The organism is Skermanella sp. (assembly GCF_059503625.1).
The window spans coordinates 1-17,303 of record NZ_JCACHA010000607.1 but is presented as its reverse complement, the minus strand read 5'-3'; the positions used below and the strand labels follow the sequence as shown (position 1 = coordinate 17,303).

Genomic DNA, 17,303 nt, shown 5'->3' with positions numbered 1-17,303 from the left:
ACTACCTTGCCAACTCAGGCTACGCGTTCGACTAAACCTGAAATGCTCTAGATCGGCTGAATCACAGACCGGGCGGAGCAGCGGTATGCCGCTCTGCCGAAGCTACATCAGGGTGATCTCTGAAGCGCCTGCATACCTTTATTCCACGGGATCGCCATTGGTACCTGATACTCCAATCAACTACCGCGATCTCGAGCTGATGCTGGCTGACCGCGGCGTGGAGTTGACCACGCCACGATCTCCCGCTAAATCACGGTTTATGCGTCGGAGTTGGAGAAGCGGGATCTGATGACCTGATCCCGGTGCTGCTGACAAGCTTGTTTTAGGTGCGGGCCTGAGCGGCCTCCCGGAGCTGCCGATCAAAGGTACCAGGTGCAGGTCTCATACGCATCCGACTTGCTATGTTCAGGCAAACATCAGGTCATTGTCCATTACAGTGAATGTTGCCGGTCCTGCGGCCCTCAGCGCGGCAGAGCCATTTGCAACAGCGGCGCCGTCGTAGGTCATCCCGTCCACATAGAGGTTGCGGTCGGTGGTCGAGGTTCCGCCCCAGGCATCGTTCAGGAAGGTGACGGCAACGTTATGGTTGCCAATCGCCCAGTTGCCTTTGATGGTTAGTGTGTCCGACTGGCCCGAGGAGTGCCAGGCCGTTGCGGTCTGCGTGCCGCCGATCTGCACGTTGTCCACCTTGACGGTATACTGCGCATTGCCCTGGTAGGCGTCTTGAGAGATGCGCAGCACCAGCGTGTCGGAGCCGGAGCCAAGCGTCGTCTGTATCGGCGCGGGTGCGGTGGGCGTTGGTGAAGGCGGCGCAGCGGTGTCGATGCGGACACCCTGGGTCGGAGTCCAGATCGGCATGCCAGTCTGGTCATAGATCGCGTTGCCTTGACCAGGCTGGTTATAGGCGGCCAGTCGTCCATAGCCGTAGCCATAAAAGACTACCCCGTCCGACGGCAGTGTGGAGGCAAAGTGGATTTGCAGCGTGTCGACAGAGAGCATTTCAACCCGGTTGGCGACGGCGACGCCCCCTGAACTTCGCACGGACCAACCGACCCCAGCAGCAGCATCCGGGTCCAACGCAGCAAAGCCTGCTGAGCGATCCTGCGTCACCTTAACCAACAGTGTGTTCGCGTCCTGCAGCTTGGCGCTGACCACTTTGGGCCCGTCCTCTGCGAGGTTACCACCGGCCAGCGCCACAGGCGAGTTTGGGCGAGCGTACTCGGCTGCCCACCACCACCAGCATGCCACCCCGGCCGACAAGCGCGAGGGACTGCGGAACGGCCACCGCTGGCCCTTCGGCCACGGCGAGCGCCTGGGCGATGCCGCCAGAGCCGGACCAGAAGAGCCATTCGGCGGAGGGCAGGCTGCCGCGGGCGACGGCATCTAGATCCTCAGGCAGCACGGCATCGCAAACCAGCGCCTCAACCTCCGCCTCCAGCGCCGCAGCGATCCCGGCCGCAGCCTCCCTACGGACAGCCGCGAGCGGCAGCAAGCGGGCGTGCAACCCCTCCGCTTCCAGCACCGCGACCAAGTCAGCGCTTGGGTAGGTGTGGTCGCGCGCCCAGAGCGCCGTCTCCTCCAGCGGCGTGCCGCCCAGGTAGATCCGGCCGCCCTCGGTGGTGCGCCTGGTAGCTGGGAACGCCGGGACAACGATGGCCATGGCGCCGGCGCCGCGGTCGCGCAGCGCCTGGATGGTGGCCCGCAATTCCGCCGCGGGCTGGCCGCGGAGGGTACTATCGATCTTCTTGATCAGCCGCATCCCAGGCGTGAGCCTTGCTTCGACCAAGCTGCGGTGTCGAGCAGCAGCGGCGGCTGGAGCCAAGCGACGGCTGTCGGTATTGATGGCGAACACCGTGGCCCCCACCGGCGCGGGCGCCTCGCCCCAGCCAACCGCGGCGGTGCGGCCGCGACGGGCAAAGGCGATGGCACAATCCGCTGCGCCAGTCAGGTCATCCGCTAGGATCAGCCAGCGCAGGGTCACGGGGGTCACTCCGCCGGCGCGGTGATGGTTGCAGTTGGGAGGCCTGGCCACGCGCCCACGGCCTTCGCAATCTAAGCGATCAGCAACGAGAGTAGCACGGCAGTGACGATGACGGCAGCGGCGCCCAGGATGAACGTATGCACCGCCGCCTCGGCATAGGCCCGGTTGGCCGCCGCCACGGCGGCCTGCACCGCTGCGGCATTGCCGGCGATGGCGGCCGCTGCGACGCCCACGACGCCGCCGCCGCCGGTCACACGGTCCGCCAGGAAGAGCGGGATGCCGTTGAGGAGGAGGACGGCCACGCCGAGACTATCGTCCAGCAGTCTAGCGTGCCAGATCCTTGCCAAGTCGAGCTCGCTGCCAAGGGCGAGTGCGAGGGCGAGGGCAAAGAAGGGAATCATCACCGCATGACGCGGGAGAGGAAGTTACGCATCTCCCAACCGGAATCGCCGAGCAGCATTCCGAACGGCAGCGCCTTTTCACCAATGGGTGGATTCGCAGGCCGCGGAAGCTTTCCATATTTGGCCTTATCCAACAAACAGAGGCCGGCCTGAGCGTCCTTTCGGTCGTCGCCGCGCGGTTTGAGCCACTTGGCGAAACCGGCCTGCGTCTGCTCAAGGGCCACCAGTTGCTTGCGGAAGCATGCCGTGCTCCCGAAGGTGCAGAAGACGGGCACCAAGCCGACCGCCACCGCATCCTGCATATCCGGCGTGCGCCAGTCGAGGCCGGATATGGTGCAGCCGCCCTCCAGCGCCGTGACCTCAGCGAAGACGCGCTCGCCCACCGCCGGCACCAGCGGTGCCGGGACGGATACGGAGAAGCGCCCGTCGACATCGCGGAATAGCTCGTCATGCAACAACACCGTCTCGCCCTGCGCGGAGCGGCGCCGCAGGCGGAGCGCGAAGGAGCCGCTGGCGTCGATGCCGAGCAGGAGCGAGGCGAGCCTGGTTACGCCACGCCACTGGCTCTCGAAACAGGCACCAAAATAGGTGTCGAAAAAATTGGTGGCCCCGTCTGCCAAGAGCAACTGGCCGCCCGCCTCTCTGCAGCCGTCCGGCAGCTTGGCCCTCCGGTTCTGCGGACGCAGATATAGCGGCCGTAGTGGGACCTAGTAGTCGAAGCGCAGGCGCTGCAGCACCAGGCCCTCAGCGCCGGCGTCATGCCGGCGGTGCGGCATGGCGAAGGGGGCGATCTGATCCATGCTGTGATCCTTATCCGGCCTGCCGCGCGCCCTGCGCCGCAGGCACGGGTGGACGCTCGCCCTCGAACGGGCGGGCGTAGTCGCCGGTGTTCGGTGCGGCTACGAGCAGGTGACTCCGCTGCGGCGCCGGCCGGCGCATGAAGCCGCCCCACCAGCCCCCGGCCGTCAGGCCGAGCCACCGCCCGAAGCCCGCCGCGTCGGGCCGGCGGCGCAGCAGGAAATAGCAACCGTAGCGGACGATATCGGCAGCCAGGTAGTGCCACATGCCGTAGCGGCGGAAGATGTAGCCGCGGTTGCGGAACTGCACGCGCTGCTTAGCCTCGCCGAGCGGCAGAGTGGCGTAGAAGCGTCCGCTCAGGATCGGGTGGATCTCGGGCCTCGCGCCGGGGTGGAGGAATTGGGCGCCGGTCGCGATTTGCACCGCGATGCCGGCCCGGAGCGCGCGCAGCAGGAACTCCACCTCGTCGCCGCGGCAGACAAAGCGCGGATCGGGCAAGCCGATCGCCCGGAAGGTCTCCGCCTGGATGAGCACCCCGTTGAAGAGATGCGCGAAGCCCTCGATGCTCGGCGCGCCGTCAAGGTCATTGGCGAAAAAGCGGGTGCGCCCGGCGATGCGGATCGGAAAGGCGAGCCGTCGCGGATCGTCTTGATCGAGCACCATCGGGGCGGCGAGGCCAGCGCCGTCCTCGGCGAGGCTAGCCAGCCGCTCGAGGCAGTCCTCAGAGGCCGGGAGCGCATCGTCGTCCATCAGCCAGACGAGGTTGGCGCCCATCGCCAGCGCCGCCTCGATGCCGGTGCAATAGGCCGCGGCGCCGCCGAGATTGGTGGTGTGCCTGAGATGCCCGACACCGGGGAAGGCGGCGACGGCATCCGCCGTGGCAAAGCCGGGGCTCGCATCGTCGACGACGATGACAGCATCGGGTCCGCATCGCTGAGCTTGCAACGCGGCAAGGCAGCGGCGCAGCAGTGGCGCCCGATCGTAGGTAACGACCACTGCGATGATGCGCTTCGCATAGGACTGCATACGCTCCATACCTGCTTGGGGTCGAGGCATAAACATTCAATAAAGTTCTGGTTATCGAAATAAATCTTTTTAATAGACAAGAAATGTACGAAATCGCACAAATAGAACTATAGGACCGTTGATGCGATCTTCTAAGCGGTGAAAAGCGGGGCGGTTATGGGCCTCACGCAGCATTGACCGGCCCTCGGTAGTCTTGTCCGGGTACCGATGCTCCTATAGCGGTCAAGTGGCGTTTTGGGCTAGGCAAACGGCTTTGGATGGATGGCAAGATAGCCGAAGATCTCGCGCACGACGAAGCGCTTGAGGCAGCGGATGATCTCCCGCTTGCTCTTGGCCTCGGTGGTGTGGCGCCGGACGTAGTCGAGAGTGGGCTGATGGGTGCGCATGCGCACGACCACCACGCGGTGGAGGGCAGCGTTTGCCTGACGATGCCCGCCGCGGTTCAGCCTGTGCCTGCTGGTCTTGCCGCTCGAGGCCGGCACCGGGCAGGCGCCGCAGAGCTTGGCGAAGGCAGCTTCGGAGTGGATCCGCGCCGGTTCTGCGCCGACGAGGACAAGCATCTCCGCCGCGGTCGCGGTCCCCATGCCATGCGCCGCGACCATCTCCGGCGCGCACCGCTCAGCCAGCCGGCCAAGGTGGGCATCGTGTGACCGGATCTCGCCGTCGAGGTCGAGCCAGCGGCGGGCGATGGCTTGTAGGCTGGCCTTGGCTGAGGCGATGGTCGTGGTCAGCGGCCCCGGCCGCAAGGCCACCAGATGCCGGACCAGCGCCATCCGGCCGGCGACTGCCTCGAGCTGCTCGCGCAGAGCCGCCGGCGCGCTGACGATGATGGCCTTCAGCGCCAGCATGGCCTAGGTGCGCGCCTTGGCGGCGGTGTCGCGGGCGACTTTGAGATGTCTGATCATCTCCACCTCACCGGTGCCGGCCTTGGGCAAAGCCGTGGCCTGCCCACCCAGCACGGCGCGGGCGGCGCCTTCGGCATCGAGGTGGTCCGTTTTGCCATGCCGGTGGCGCCGCCCGCGATCGGGCCGGCCGGCCTCACGAACGGTAGGCCCGCCGCACGCAGAAAGCGCGCCAGGCCGGCGCCGTACGCGCCCGTGCCCTCGATGCCAAAGGCGCGGACGGCTCCCAGTGATTGGGCCCAGGCCTCGAGCTCACGGTAGCCCTCAAGGCCAACGCGGATCGTCAGCTCCCCAACCCGGGCGCCGAGCCCGGTGACGGCCACGGCGGCCTGGGTGTGCTTATGGGTGTTGATGCCGACGATGATGTCGCGCGGGCTGGCCTCGTTCATGCTGCCGGTTCTCCGATCGGGTGCGAGTCCGGCGACCCGGCGGGCGGACAGGATTGTGACGGGATGGACGGCCTCAGGCTCCTATGAGGTCACCTCCCGCCCGATCGCCGAGCGTCGTCCGGCAGGCCGACACGTCGGTACCATGACACCAGGTCAATCAAGTTAAGGGTCAGATCCGCCGAACAACACCAACACTCTCACAGTCAAGTTGTGTGGGACTTGGCGGGTCGACCCCAAACCGGTAGACAGCTGGAATGAGCTTGTTAGCCGCCAAGCTTCCCGGCCGAGGTGATCAGCCAAACGGTCCGGCTGTACTTTCGCTTCCCGCTCGGCCTGCGCATGGTCGAGGAGATGCTGGGGGCACGTGGCATCGTAGTCAGCCATGAGCCCGTGCGGCAGTGGGCGCTCAAGTTCGGCCAGGAGTTCGCCAATCAGATCTGGCGGAGACTGCCCTGCGCTGGCGACAAATGGCACCTTGATGAGGTCGTTATCAGGATTGCCGGGGTGAAGCACTGGCTCTGGCGTGCCGTGGATCAGACCGGGATGGTGCTCGACGTTCTCGTTCAGAGCCGACGCGACAAGCGGGCGGCGAAGCGCCTTTTGCGCAAGCTGCTGAAGCGGCAATGCCGCGCGCCCCGCGTCATGATCACCGACAGGCTGTCGAGTTACGGCGCAATCAGGCGGGAGCTAATACACGGTATCGAGCACCGCCAGCACAAGGGCCTGAACAACCGGGCCGAGAATTCACATCAGCCGACGCGGCGACGGGAGCGGCAGATGAAGCGTATCAAATCAGCGCGGCAGGCACAGCGTTTCCTTTCCGCCCATGTCCAAGTCGTCAACCTCTTCCATCTCCGCCGCGACCATGTCGCCGCCAGTGGACACCGAGCCTCAAGGGCGCGTGCTTTCGAAGCATGGGCCGATATCAGCGGGACTGCCGCCGCGGCTTAAACGCCAGTCCCGCATCGCCCCCGGTCAGCCTTGGGCCAACAACTTGACGATGCCCTGGCCAGCCCGGGTTCGGGCGGAGCGGGGCCGGTCGCATGGCATTGCGAGGACTTGGCATGTGCCCTGCGCTCACAGTCCGTTTGAAAAAGGTGTCGTGGTCGGCCTGAAGGGCGCCGAGCAAGGTTACCGACCCGGTTTTAGTGTGCTTTTTTGCCTGAGCCATCAAGTGGACCTCGAACTTTCGCGCGCCGGTTCAAAAGCCGGTCGCCAGGCGACATCCAAAACGAGCTGTCAGTAGTTCGTGTGGTAGAATTGGTCGAAGCGCGCCGGCGCTTTCCCTTGCCGCACCGGATGATCAAAGATGTGCGCGAAATAGATGCAATGATGCCATAGTCGGGGAAAGTCGTCGGTACGGATAATTTTCTGCTCAATCTTGCGCAGCGGGTGGCGCTCGTTGAACTCGCGGATCGCCAAGCCCTCCCCAGCATAGCTGGTCTGCAGCACGTTAAGATAGGAATCATCCACCCAGACCGGTATGACGGGCGCGAGATGCGTCGCCTCCGCCTCGAAAAGCCGTAAAGCCGAGACGGACGAGTGGTACTGGTCCACATCGAGAGAGACGAAACCGATTGGCGCCTCGGCACTGCCATGCTCGCGCAGGAACGGCGCGAGCGTGTTCTTGCAGTCGCCGATAATCAGACGGCAGTTCGGCGGCAGTTGCGTCGCGAGCTTCTCGAAATTCGGCATGGCGAGCGTACCACTGCCCCAGAGCTCCGGATGGTCACGCCAGTCGGCAACTTCCGGCAGGCCGGCGCCAGTGTCGAAGCCGAAAATGCGGAACTCCACTCCCAATGTCTGCTGCAAGAAATCTGCGATCTCGCAGAGGTTGTTCAGCCCGGCACCATACCAGACACCGAACTCCACAATGGTGACCTTGGACAGCGACATGCGCAGCGCCGTCTCGGCCGCCAGCACCATGCAGTAGGCGTAGTGCCCGCGGTGGAACAGGTTCTGGCGGACGGCGCGGTACCCGATCTGCCGGCTCCTCTCGTCTGAAGCCGGAACAAGACCGGTGAGTGTCCGATGCGCGCGGCCGGGCTCGGCGCAGGTAATGACCTGAGCGGGCGAGAGGCCCTTGTCCCGCAGGAAAGCGATCGGCTCGGCATAATCCCTGATCGGATCCTCCGTGACGATGGTAGCCACTAGCCGGTCAAGAGCGATCTCGTCGAAGTTAAGGACCCGATGCCCAATCAGATCACCGCCGGCACGCTCGGGCCGCCGATCCGCGAGGACGACATCGGGATGGCCCACCAGCCGGTAGAGCTCTATCAACCCGACGGCGCGCGGCTCTGCGCCGAGGAGGAGGATCCTGGGCGAGGGGGCAGGCTCGTGCGGCATAGGTGCCGGGTCCGGTGCCGCAGGCAGCGGTGGGGGCTCGGGCTGGGCCTGTCCGAACCGGCTGATCCAGCGCAGCATGTTACGTGTGGGCATGGGTTTAGGGCTCTCCGTGCGGATAGTACCGTGCCGGCCGGGCGACGCCACTTGCAGCAGGAAGCGCCGACACGCCCGAATGTTGCCGCGCCTGACCGGACTGTGCTGCGGCATGGAGGGTTGCGCCTGGGCGAGGAGAGCCTTGCCGCCCGTCAGCCCGTCCGAGCCGACCAACACTCGCGGCCTGTTCTCGTCGGGGCGGCAATAGTCCGCTGATAAGACCATGCCGAGTGTTGCATTTCCCGATTCGGTTAGAATGCTCCTCCTACGTGTAATGTGACCCGTCCGTTGCAGTACCAAGTGGGGCGGGATGCAACCTCCAGCATCAAGAGGCCGTTCGAGAATGATCCCATCTCAGCTAACTCTTGGACGGGCGCCAAGGGTGAAGAATGTAGTGGTAGATGCCCCGGCCTGTCGGCGGCAAGGACAATTTGATGCGCCGTATCGTTACTGCCATCGTGACATTGGCTCGGCCGGGTGGGCTCGACCGCTTGCTCCAAACTCTTGGGGGCCAGCAGCTGCGCGCGGACGCCACCATCGTAGTGGAGAACCTGCCACGGCAAGAGATGACGGAGGTGCTGGCGCGGCACCCGGCAGTCCGCCACTTGATCAACCACCGCAATCTTGGCGGCGCAGGTGGCTTTGCCTATGGCATCCTCGCCGCGCTGGCGTACGGGGCCACGCATGTCTGGCTAATGGATGATGACGGGCTACCGCGGGATCCGGACTGCCTGCGCCAGCTGACCAGGGCCATCGAGGAGCATGAGGCGGATGTGGTCGCGCCGCTGATCCTCGACATTGAGGACGAGCAACGCTTGGCCTTTACCTATTTTGTGGAGGGCCGGCGGATCACGACGCGCGACGGCATGGCCGGCTTCCCGCTCGTGCGGCATTTTGCGCATCTCTTTAACGGCACGCTGGCGCGCGCGGAGGCCTTCGCACGCTTCGGCATTCCCAATTACCGCCTGTTTATGCCCGGTGACGAGATCGATTTCCTGCACCGCGTGCGCCGCGGTGGCGGGCTGATCATGACCATGACCGATGCCGGCTTCCGCCCCCTCCGGCGCCGCAGAGACTGTGCCGCTCGTGCGCGGCCGGCTGCCTGCGGTCATGCCGTCCGACCCGGGCAAGCAATTCCACTTCTTCCGCAACCGCGGTTACCTGATCCAGCGGCACCGGCTGGCGGCACAGGTGCTGCACGACATCCTGCGTTATTCCCTGCTGTTCCTGGTGGTCCGCCGCGGCGACTGGCGCGGACTGCAGCACTGGTTCCGTCTGACGCTCGCCGGCTTCCGCGAGGATTTCCGTCCCATGGAGCAGCTGGAGGAGATCGGCACGGCGCAACTCCGGCTACGCGCAGCGCGGTCCGAAAATCGGCGCCACGGCACTGATGACCACGCCCACCACCGATCCGATGCGTGACGCTCCACGCTACCCCGACCCGGCCGAGCAGCTGCCCGCGCCGGAGCTGCCGGCCACCACGCCGCCGGCCGGGCCGCCTGGGACGGTACAGGCTACCTTGCAGCGCCTGGTCGACCAGTTAGCGCAGGTGCTGAGCATGGATGCTGCGGTCGACAGCACGCCGGCGGCGGATACGGCGCCCTGGCAGGCGCCGGCGCTCTCGGATGCCGTGCTGCAGGAAGTGCGGTTCGACGCGCCCCGCTCCGGCCCGCGCGCCGCCTACCGCATCCTCGCGGGCCGCGTGCAGACACTGGATTTCGGCATCCTGCTCTCCGAAGGCGCGCGAGTGTCGTTCAGCGCCTATCTCAACAGCTTCTACGAACACTACTGGGCCCTGCATGCGCCGGTCCAGGACCTCACCCTGCGGCTCTTCGGCAGTGGCGAGGCGGTGGTAGAATTCTTCCGCGCGCTGCCCGACGGCTCGGACTACTGCATTGGCCGGCAACGGCTGCTGCTCAACCCGCAGCGTGGCGCGATGATCACCGCCGCGCTCGATCCCATGCCGGCCGGGGCGGGCCGCATTTTCTTCGAAGTCACCGCGACCTCCGGCGTGACCCTCCGCGCCGGGCGGCTGGAGACGGGCACGCCAACGCGGCAGGCAGTGCGGCTCGGCATCGGGCTCTGCACCTTCAACCGTGAGGTGCAGCTTGCCGGCAACCTCCGGCGATTGATGCAGTCTGCTTACTGGCGCTGGGCCAAGCCGCATGTTGTCATTGTCAATCAGGGCCACCGCTTCGCCTCCGCGGAGATGGTAGCGCTGTTATCCGAAATGCCAGAGGGTATCACGGTAGTCCAGCAGGCGAATCTCGGTGGCGCCGGCGGCTTCACCCGAGCGGCGATGGAAATCGTGCAGGAGGGCACCTGCTCCCACGTGCTGTTCATGGACGATGATATCGAGTTCGATCCGGCGGTGCTGGTGACCACGCATGCCTTCGCTGCCCGCACCACAGCGCCGACTGTGATCGGTGGTGCCATGGTGGACTTGTTCCGCCCGACCACGATGTACGAGGCCGGTGCGGTGGTCGACGCCAACAACATTTTGTGTGCAGCGCTGCACAACCGTCCGCTCGACCAGCCGCAGCTGCTGAACGAGCTAGCGCGCGAGGTGCCCTGCCACTTCAATGGCTGGTGGTACTGTGCCATCCCGGCCGGGCTGTTCCGCGAGTACGGGCTGCCCCTGCCGATCTTCATCCGCGGCGACGACATGGAATACGGCACGCGGCTGATGCGCCGCGGCGTGCCCACCGTCTCGCTGCCGCCCGTCGCAGTCTGGCACGAGCCCTTCTACGCCAAGGCGCCGGGCTGGCAGCTCTACTACGATCTGCGCAACCGCCTGATCTTCGCGGCCTGCCACCGTCCCTTCGTTCGACTCGATCGTAGCGTGGTCATCCTGCGGCGCCTGGTCGATAGTCTGCTGAAGCACGATTACCAGCATGCCGAGCTGGTGATCCGCGCGATCGAGGATTTCCTTGCGGGTCCCGCGGTGCTGGAGGCGCCGATGGATACGCTGCACCGGGAGATCGCGGCACTTGCCGCCGCACATGCGCCTGAGCGGCCTCGCTCCACGGTCGGCATGAAGGCGGCGGACTGGCGGGCGCCGCCGCACGGGTTATGGCGGCGTGCCACGCTGGCTATCGGCATGGCGGCGCTTTGGCTCGGCTTGGTGCGAAGGCGGCTGCGTCCCGACCATTTCTTCATTGACCAGTGGCATCCTTGGATGACCATGCATGTCTCGCAATACGGACTGTCGGACCGGATGCGATCCTACGTGCAGGTCTACAGCTACGACCGCGCGCGGCTGCGGAGTGGGCTGCGGCGCGGCTTGGCAGCGGTTTGGCGCTACCATAGAGAGGCCGGTCGGGCTGCCGGACAGTGGCGCGCGGCACATACGGAATTGACAAGCTGGCCGCGTTGGACCCGGCTGCTCGGGCTGGACCGTCAGTCCGAGCGTACGGCGCTCGTAACACAAGAGATCACGGAGGCCATGACGGGTCAGGCAAGGCCCTGACGTTGAGCTTGGCCAGAGAGCATGCAAATCGGGGGAAAGCTGGCTGCTGCTCGGGCGTGTTCGGGGCCAACTGGCGGAGAGATGAAGCCCTGATCCCCCCGGTCGGAGATCTGCCTCCTACGGGTCTGCATACTCTCCGCTGGACAGCGGGCCAGCCCCGAGCATCCTTGCCGGCATCACAGTTTCGAGGATGGCAGCATTGTCCTGTGAATCCCAAAGGCGCGCAAGGAGGATGGCATGACCCCGCTTTGCCTGCCAACGCTCGCCCCTGCAGCAGATGCGCTGCAGGCCGTGATCGCCGCGCGACGCGACGCGCAACGTATCCCGCGGGACTGGCGAAACCGGCTCGGAGGTGTCCTCCGGAACCTGCCTGCTATGCCGGGACTCGCGCCTATGCAGGTCATGGCGCGCGGCACGGTCCTCACCGGCGCGTACCGGTTCGGCCTTACGACCACCGAGCCTGTGAGCGGAAACGACCCGCACCAGAAGTTCTTCATCCGGCTTCAAGACTGCACTGATTTCGTCATCGACGGGCTCACCCTCCGCCGCGGCCGCAACGCCATCCTACTGCACCGGTGCCGGCGGTTCCGAATCCTAAACATCAACCTGTCCGACCTGGACGGCTACGGAATCACCCTGTTCGACTGTTCGGAATTCGAGGTGGCGGGTATCCGTGCCCGCAACCTGCTCTGCTCCGCCGTCATGGCGCTCGGCGACACAAGCATGGGCCTGATCCATCGAGTGGATGCGTGCGGCGGGCGCGGCTTCCTCAATTGCGATGCTGCCATCCACCTCTCGCAATGCACGCATGCGGTAACAGTAGAGGACGTGCCCGAGCGCAATCATGAGGCGTACAGCATCATCGAGAAGACCAAGCGCCCACACTGCATCGAGATGTCCAGGATGTGCCTGCAAGGCAACCGGGCGCAAGGGATCTACCTCGAAGGCGCCATAGCATGCCGTATCTCCCGCTCCCTCCTCGACGGTTGCAACAAGGAAGGCATCTGCTTCGATTGGGGCACAGCCTGCTGCGAACTGACTCAGAGCATCGTGTCGCGCAATGGCAGACGAGCAGCGATGACAACGGCAGAGATACGCGCCGACTTCATCGAGCGGTTCCCGCTGCTGCCGGACAACTCTTCCTCGATCAAGCTGCCGGGCATCTCCCTGGACAATGCCGCCTTCAACACCGTTAACTGCAACTTGGTGGTCGGGAACTACGGCGGCGCGGTGAAGCTCATCAGGGCCTGTTCCGGAAACCGCTTCCACTGGAATCTCGGCGGCTCCAACACGCGCGGCAGCAACGAGCACATCAGCTTCGCCTGGTTCAACGATCTGGGCGCGGGTGATTCGTTAGGCGAGTTCGCCGGCATCTTGCCCTGCGATATTGGTCCTTCCTACGAGAACATGTACCGGCGCAACCGCATCCTGGGCTGACCGGCGCGGGCGGGTCCGCATGGGCGGCGTTGTTGCACGGATCCGGCTGGCGGCGCTGCAGTTCGAACCGGAGTGGCAGGACGACCCCTCACCTGCCCTTGGGAGACCTGTGCGCGGGTCCGGTAAACCACAATTTGTAGTAGCCATCTCAAGCACCCAGATGCCAGATGCTGTATCTCGGACGACCCGCGCACAGCTCTCCTTAGGAGACCTGTGCGCGGGTAACGCTTGAGGCGTTTTCTGGCTGAGTGCGGTCCACTGAGCTCGGCTGATCAACAGCGATGCCGGATGAACTGCTTGAGGGTCTGCTCAGCTCATGCTGCTGGGTTGCTGAGCATTGTCAGGGAGCGGCGAAGGTTGTAGGCGATGGCGGTGAGGTGGACTTGCAGGGTAGCCTTGGCCAGTCCTCGCCATCGCATGCGGCGCAGGCCGTAGCTGCGCTTCCAGGTGCCGAAGATCTTCTCGATGCGGCAGCGGACACGGTGGATGGCGTAGTTCCAGCGGCGGAGCTTGCGCAGCGTGTCATCACCGGGGCGACCCCACATGCCTGTCAGCACGATGCGGGGTGTACCACCGCGGGCAGCGACCGCTGCGCCGAAGATGGGGCCACGGTAGGCGCTGTCGGCATAGACCTCGTCGGGTACCTCAGGCAGGGCACCGCCGCCGGCTCGGCCGTCATGCACATTCCCTGGTGTCACACAGAGCGCCTCGACCAGGGCGGTATCAGCATCGGCGCCAACATGGGCCTTGAAGCTGTAGATCGCCTTGCGCCGCTGGTGGCCAGCCCAGCCCGCCTCAGGATCGGCGAGACTTTGTTGCATAGGTCGGCCTGGACGCATTAGTCCCAGCCGACATCTGGATCAAGCGACGCGGACGTACTCCGGTCGCCCCAACTCGAGCATGCGGTTCAGCACTTCGGCGGCGATGCCCACCTCCACCGTCTGGCGCCTATCCGTTTGCGATCGCAATCCATTACCGATGACGCGCTTCCAGCGCGAGATGTCAGCCTCCACCAAGGCGCGCCAGCTGTATCCCGAGGCTCGCTGCCAGCCCATGCGGCCGCGCTCAGCGATACATCGAAGGTGCGCATCCCGCTGCGTCGGCGCGGTCTCGGCTGCGGCGCTCGGCACCGCACTCGCACGTGGCGGGACGACGACGACGGCATCGGGGTGCCGCGCCCTCACCTCGGCATAGACATCGTCACGGTCGTAGGCACCGTCGCCGGTCAGGGCCACCACCGGCCCATCCACTTGGTCGAGCAAGGGACCGACCTGGGAGCCATCGTCGGCATCTCGGTTGGTCAGCACACTCGCGGCGATCTCACCGGTGTCGGCGTCCGTGGCAAGGTGCAGCACCCGCCAGGCCCGGCGACGCTTGCTGCCGTGCTTCTCCTCCAGCCACCTACCAGGCCCACATAGCCGCAGCCCGGTGCTGTCCACCAGCAGGTGCACTGGCTCACGCCCGCCGGGCGGCCGGGGCACCTCCAGCGTCTCCGCCCGGCGGCTGAGGGTCGAGTGGTCCGGCACCGCCAAGTCGAGGCCGAGCAACTGCAGTATGGAGCCAATCAGCCCCTCTGTCTGGCGCAACGCCAGGCGGAACACGGCCCGCAGCGTCAGGGCAGTTGCGATCGCCAGGGCCGAGTACTTTGGCTGGGCGCCACGGCCGGTGCGCGCCTCGGCGCGCCAGCCTTCGATCGTCACCTCGGAGAACCACACGGTCAGGCTACCCCGAGCGCGCAGGCCCGCATCGTACTCCACCCAGTTGGTCACCTTGTGACGCTGTTTTGGGATGTGATGCCGGCGGGCAGCGTTCGCCTTGAATGGCATGGTAGGCGTCCCTCATGCGTCGAGGGCTCGCCCCCACGCCAGCCTACCTGAAGCCGTCTATGCCGACGACTGGTGCAACAAGGTGAATCAGAATGCCAAGACTTTTTCAAAAGCCCATATTCCACCCCCTTTCTCAGACGCTACCGCGGGATCAATCCAGCGCCGACCAGCAGGACCTCCATCATGTCAACTCGGCGAGCTGGCGCGGACGGTAGATCGCCGCGTGACGAACCCGGGCGATCGGCGTGCGATCATTCGCAACAACCAAGACGTCAAGCTCGGCAATCTTGTGACCCTTGCGGTCGTAGTTGGCCAAGACCCGGGCCCGGGTGGTCAGCACGTCACCCATGCGCGCCAGCCCGAGGTTGCGGACCACGCTGGCGATGTGGATCCAGGCATCCATCTGCACATTGTGCGACAGCGACCAGTTGCACATCCGCAGGATGATGCCCGGGTGAACAAGCTTCTCGGTGGCATAGATCGGGTTCGCCTCGCGGACATCGCGCAGGTACTGTGAAGCGTACTCTTCCGTCACCTCGACAGGCTGGGCGCCCAGCCACTCGCCCACGGGGAATACCGCATCGCTCGCCCGCGGCCTCTCGCGCCGGGCCGGCACCACCGGAAACGCGGCCACATCCGGCAGGGCGGGCGGTTCGGATGGCAGGCTGGCCGAGCCCAATGCGCAGGTGACCGTCTCGCTCTCCACCGTGAAATCGATCCCGTTGGCCGACCGGCTTGCCGCCACGGTGACGATACGGCCGTCATAGACCGGCTTCAGGAGCTTGCACTCCATGGTTCCCCGCTTGAGCCAGGACTGTCCCCACAAGCTCAGGGGGAAGTGCGTCGCGTAGGCATATACCTCCACACCCGGGACGAGACCGCCCGCGAAGCCGAGGCGCGCCGCGACGGTGTCATCGTGGATCTTATTCTCCGAGGCCTGGGAGGCGTTGAAGGCGCTGAGGCTGTAGGGTGCGAAAGCCGGTACCGTCATGGGACGCCCCTTGTCTGCAGGCGGCCCCATTTCGACATCCAACCCATGTGCAAGCCAAGCCCCGAATCCGGCGAGGAGGGCCATGCTGGGGCCCGCGCCGGCAGGTGGCTGGTGATCGCTGTCGCCTGGAAGGTCCGGTTGGGCTCGGCGTGGTGCTGGCGCATCGTCAGGCCGGGCGGGGCCAAGGCTCCTGGCATCCAGCTGGAAGAGCGACGCCCGCGGTCGGAAACATCGAGCCCATCCTGTTCCCGACGGATAGGGGCCGGCGGCGCTCGGGGCTCGGCAGCGTGCCGCCGGCCGGGCAGGGCCGGCCCCCGCAAGGATCGGCGTATCGCCGACCTGCAGACATCCCGCCGCTGGCCCGCCATAGTCCTGGGCAACCAAGCCCCGAAGGAGGGAACGCCATGCTGCGACGTCTCAGCGCCATCGGCCTGCTGTGTGCAACCCTGTCGGTGACCCCGGCCCGTGCGCAGACGGCGGTCACCATGATTGTGGGTTATCCGCCGGGCGGCGCCACCGACCTCATGGCCCGCATCATGCAGCCGGAGCTGGCCGCCGCGCTCGGCGCCCAGGTCGTGGTCAAGAACACGGCTGGCGCGAATGGCACGGTGGGCGCACTCGAGCTGGCGCGTTCGCGGCCCGACGGGACGACGATCTTGCTGGCGCCGGGAGGCTCGCTCGTGCTGACGCCGCATACGCGCGGCGCGCCGTTCCAGCAGACGGATTTCTTACCGATCTGCCAGGTCACGGCGGCCCTGGTCGTCATGATGACGCCGCAGGACTCCGGGTTGCGCAGCCTGCAAGACGTCATCGCCCGGGCCCGCGAAACCCGGGGTACCTTGCCCTATGCGAGCACCGGCCCGGGCGGCACGCCCCATATCAGCATGATCGCCTTGGAGCGCCTCGCCGGCATCGAGATGAACCATATTCCCTTTCGGGGCTCGGGCGAGGTGATGCAGGCCATGGCGTCGAAGCAGGTGCCGCTCTTCACCGACCAGGGCAATCTGGTCCGGCAGTATAATCTTCACCCCATCGCCGTCTTCAGTGAGACGCGGACGCGGGAATTTCCGGATACGCCGACGATGCGTGAGCTGGGGTATAATCTGGTCTTTACCATCTGGTCCGGGCTCTATGCGCCGGCCGGCACGCCCACTTCCATGCTCGACCGGATCGAGGCAGCCTGCCAACGCATGATGGCAGCCCCCGCCGTCGTCGAGGGCTTGCGCCGGATGGACATGCCGATCCAGTACCGCTCACGGGCCGACTTCACGCGTTACCACGCCGCGGAATATGCCCGCTTCGGCACGTTGGTTCAGGAGTTCAATCTTCGCGTTAACTGACGATGTCGGCGAAACGGATCTGGCGCCTTCCGCAGGACAGGAGCCAAGTCCGTGGCGCTGGTCGGCTCGGGGCGGCGGGAGAGCCGGTGCTGCTGCAGCTTGTCACCTTGTTACACCAGTCGTCGGCATAGACGGCTTCAGGTAGGCTGGCGTGGGGGCGAGCCCTCGACGCATGAGGGACGCCTACCATGCCATTCAAGGCGAACGCTGCCCGCCGGCATCACATCCCAAAACAGCGTCACAAGGTGACTGTTTGGTCCCGGGATTTTGTGGTGCGGGTTCTGGATGCATCTAAACGGCTCTT

General features: G+C 65.7%; 17 protein-coding genes and 1 pseudogene. 6 read left to right on the top strand and 12 right to left on the bottom strand.

Annotated features, from left to right (window positions below; all coding sequences use genetic code 11):
• Window positions 1–405 precede the first annotated feature (405 nt).
• From AC5JJ6_RS16680 to AC5JJ6_RS16650, 7 genes are all read right to left on the bottom strand, one after another.
• On the bottom strand, window positions 406–1,155 hold the full coding sequence (locus tag AC5JJ6_RS16680; RefSeq protein WP_496043134.1) for a carbohydrate-binding domain-containing protein: 750 nt from the start codon (window positions 1,153–1,155) through the stop codon (window positions 406–408).
• A gap of 22 nt (window positions 1,156–1,177) precedes the next feature.
• The gene (locus AC5JJ6_RS16675; RefSeq protein ID WP_496043133.1) at window positions 1,178–1,981 is read right to left on the bottom strand and encodes a four-carbon acid sugar kinase family protein; all 804 of its coding nucleotides are present in this window, start codon (window positions 1,979–1,981) and stop codon (window positions 1,178–1,180) included.
• A gap of 71 nt (window positions 1,982–2,052) precedes the next feature.
• Window positions 2,053–2,382, bottom strand: a complete 330-nt coding sequence (locus AC5JJ6_RS16670) for a 2-keto-3-deoxygluconate permease (RefSeq protein WP_496043132.1) — start codon at window positions 2,380–2,382, stop codon at window positions 2,053–2,055.
• The gene (locus AC5JJ6_RS16665; protein WP_496043131.1) at window positions 2,382–3,008 is read right to left on the bottom strand and encodes a hypothetical protein; all 627 of its coding nucleotides are present in this window, start codon (window positions 3,006–3,008) and stop codon (window positions 2,382–2,384) included. The genes AC5JJ6_RS16670 and AC5JJ6_RS16665 overlap by 1 nt, the downstream gene beginning before the upstream one ends.
• 184 nt (window positions 3,009–3,192) lie before the next feature.
• Window positions 3,193–4,206: a glycosyltransferase gene (locus AC5JJ6_RS16660; RefSeq protein WP_496043130.1), complete on the bottom strand. Its 1,014-nt coding sequence runs from the start codon at window positions 4,204–4,206 to the stop codon at window positions 3,193–3,195.
• A 239-nt stretch (window positions 4,207–4,445) separates the two neighbouring features.
• Entirely contained in the window at window positions 4,446–5,054 is a 609-nt protein-coding gene (locus AC5JJ6_RS16655) for a transposase (protein WP_496043129.1), read from the bottom strand.
• 53 nt (window positions 5,055–5,107) lie between these two features.
• Window positions 5,108–5,497 (bottom strand): hypothetical protein, encoded by a 390-nt coding sequence (locus AC5JJ6_RS16650; protein WP_496043128.1) that lies wholly within the window; start codon window positions 5,495–5,497, stop codon window positions 5,108–5,110.
• Window positions 5,498–5,785: 288 nt separating this feature from the next.
• On the opposite strand from AC5JJ6_RS16650, the gene AC5JJ6_RS16645 reads away from it, so the two are divergent.
• A complete protein-coding gene (locus AC5JJ6_RS16645) occupies window positions 5,786–6,448 on the top strand; it encodes an IS6 family transposase (RefSeq protein WP_496043127.1) in 663 nt (220 codons plus the stop codon).
• A gap of 288 nt (window positions 6,449–6,736) precedes the next feature.
• Here the strand turns inward: AC5JJ6_RS16645 and AC5JJ6_RS16640 are convergent, their stop codons facing one another.
• Window positions 6,737–8,110 carry a hypothetical protein gene (locus tag AC5JJ6_RS16640; protein ID WP_496043126.1) on the bottom strand — a complete coding sequence of 458 codons (1,374 nt, stop codon included), beginning with the start codon at window positions 8,108–8,110 and terminating at the stop codon, window positions 6,737–6,739.
• A gap of 227 nt (window positions 8,111–8,337) precedes the next feature.
• On the opposite strand from AC5JJ6_RS16640, the pseudogene AC5JJ6_RS16635 reads away from it, so the two are divergent.
• A pseudogene (locus AC5JJ6_RS16635) lies at window positions 8,338–8,697 on the top strand (glycosyltransferase family protein); the annotation flags it as partial.
• Here AC5JJ6_RS16635 and AC5JJ6_RS16630 read toward each other — a convergent pair.
• Entirely contained in the window at window positions 8,647–9,048 is a 402-nt protein-coding gene (locus AC5JJ6_RS16630) for a hypothetical protein (protein ID WP_496043136.1), read from the bottom strand. The pseudogene AC5JJ6_RS16635 and the gene AC5JJ6_RS16630 sit on opposite strands and share 51 nt — an antisense overlap.
• On the opposite strand from AC5JJ6_RS16630, the gene AC5JJ6_RS16625 reads away from it, so the two are divergent.
• The 3 genes from AC5JJ6_RS16625 (at window position 9,047) to AC5JJ6_RS16615 (ending at window position 12,842) form a co-directional block, all read left to right on the top strand.
• Window positions 9,047–9,358: a hypothetical protein gene (locus AC5JJ6_RS16625; RefSeq protein ID WP_496043135.1), complete on the top strand. Its 312-nt coding sequence runs from the start codon at window positions 9,047–9,049 to the stop codon at window positions 9,356–9,358. The genes AC5JJ6_RS16630 and AC5JJ6_RS16625 overlap by 2 nt on opposite strands.
• A complete protein-coding gene (locus AC5JJ6_RS16620; protein ID WP_496043125.1) occupies window positions 9,327–11,405 on the top strand; it encodes a glycosyltransferase in 2,079 nt (692 codons plus the stop codon). The genes AC5JJ6_RS16625 and AC5JJ6_RS16620 overlap by 32 nt, the downstream gene beginning before the upstream one ends.
• A gap of 237 nt (window positions 11,406–11,642) precedes the next feature.
• A complete protein-coding gene (locus AC5JJ6_RS16615; protein ID WP_496043124.1) occupies window positions 11,643–12,842 on the top strand; it encodes a right-handed parallel beta-helix repeat-containing protein in 1,200 nt (399 codons plus the stop codon).
• Between the two features lie 314 nt (window positions 12,843–13,156).
• Here the strand turns inward: AC5JJ6_RS16615 and AC5JJ6_RS16610 are convergent, their stop codons facing one another.
• From AC5JJ6_RS16610 to AC5JJ6_RS16600, 3 genes are all read right to left on the bottom strand, one after another.
• On the bottom strand, window positions 13,157–13,663 hold the full coding sequence (locus tag AC5JJ6_RS16610) for a transposase (RefSeq protein WP_496043123.1): 507 nt from the start codon (window positions 13,661–13,663) through the stop codon (window positions 13,157–13,159).
• 39 nt (window positions 13,664–13,702) lie between these two features.
• The gene (locus AC5JJ6_RS16605) at window positions 13,703–14,668 is read right to left on the bottom strand and encodes an IS5 family transposase (protein WP_496043122.1); all 966 of its coding nucleotides are present in this window, start codon (window positions 14,666–14,668) and stop codon (window positions 13,703–13,705) included.
• A 181-nt stretch (window positions 14,669–14,849) separates the two neighbouring features.
• A complete protein-coding gene (locus tag AC5JJ6_RS16600) occupies window positions 14,850–15,659 on the bottom strand; it encodes a hypothetical protein (RefSeq protein WP_496043121.1) in 810 nt (269 codons plus the stop codon).
• Between the two features lie 404 nt (window positions 15,660–16,063).
• Between AC5JJ6_RS16600 and AC5JJ6_RS16595 the strand changes: the two genes are divergently transcribed.
• Complete coding sequence (locus AC5JJ6_RS16595; RefSeq protein ID WP_496043120.1) at window positions 16,064–16,999, top strand: Bug family tripartite tricarboxylate transporter substrate binding protein; 936 nt, start codon at window positions 16,064–16,066, stop codon at window positions 16,997–16,999.
• Window positions 17,000–17,303 lie beyond the last annotated feature (304 nt).

Excerpts from the sequence above, each read along its gene's own strand:
- AC5JJ6_RS16670 (WP_496043132.1), bottom strand. The coding sequence starts at position 2,382 with ATGATTCCCTTCTTTGCCCTCGCCCTCGCACTCGCCCTTGGCAGCGAG.
- AC5JJ6_RS16660 (WP_496043130.1), bottom strand. The coding sequence starts at position 4,206 with ATGCAGTCCTATGCGAAGCGCATCATCGCAGTGGTCGTTACCTACGAT.
- AC5JJ6_RS16655 (WP_496043129.1), bottom strand. The coding sequence starts at position 5,054 with ATGCTGGCGCTGAAGGCCATCATCGTCAGCGCGCCGGCGGCTCTGCGC.
- AC5JJ6_RS16650 (WP_496043128.1), bottom strand. The coding sequence starts at position 5,497 with ATGAACGAGGCCAGCCCGCGCGACATCATCGTCGGCATCAACACCCAT.
- AC5JJ6_RS16625 (WP_496043135.1), top strand. The coding sequence starts at position 9,047 with ATGCCGTCCGACCCGGGCAAGCAATTCCACTTCTTCCGCAACCGCGGT.
- AC5JJ6_RS16630 (WP_496043136.1), bottom strand. The coding sequence starts at position 9,048 with ATGACCGCAGGCAGCCGGCCGCGCACGAGCGGCACAGTCTCTGCGGCG.
- AC5JJ6_RS16620 (WP_496043125.1), top strand. The coding sequence starts at position 9,327 with ATGACCACGCCCACCACCGATCCGATGCGTGACGCTCCACGCTACCCC.
- AC5JJ6_RS16615 (WP_496043124.1), top strand. The coding sequence starts at position 11,643 with ATGACCCCGCTTTGCCTGCCAACGCTCGCCCCTGCAGCAGATGCGCTG.
- AC5JJ6_RS16610 (WP_496043123.1), bottom strand. The coding sequence starts at position 13,663 with ATGCAACAAAGTCTCGCCGATCCTGAGGCGGGCTGGGCTGGCCACCAG.
- AC5JJ6_RS16605 (WP_496043122.1), bottom strand. The coding sequence starts at position 14,668 with ATGCCATTCAAGGCGAACGCTGCCCGCCGGCATCACATCCCAAAACAG.
- AC5JJ6_RS16600 (WP_496043121.1), bottom strand. The coding sequence starts at position 15,659 with ATGACGGTACCGGCTTTCGCACCCTACAGCCTCAGCGCCTTCAACGCC.
- AC5JJ6_RS16595 (WP_496043120.1), top strand. The coding sequence starts at position 16,064 with ATGCTGCGACGTCTCAGCGCCATCGGCCTGCTGTGTGCAACCCTGTCG.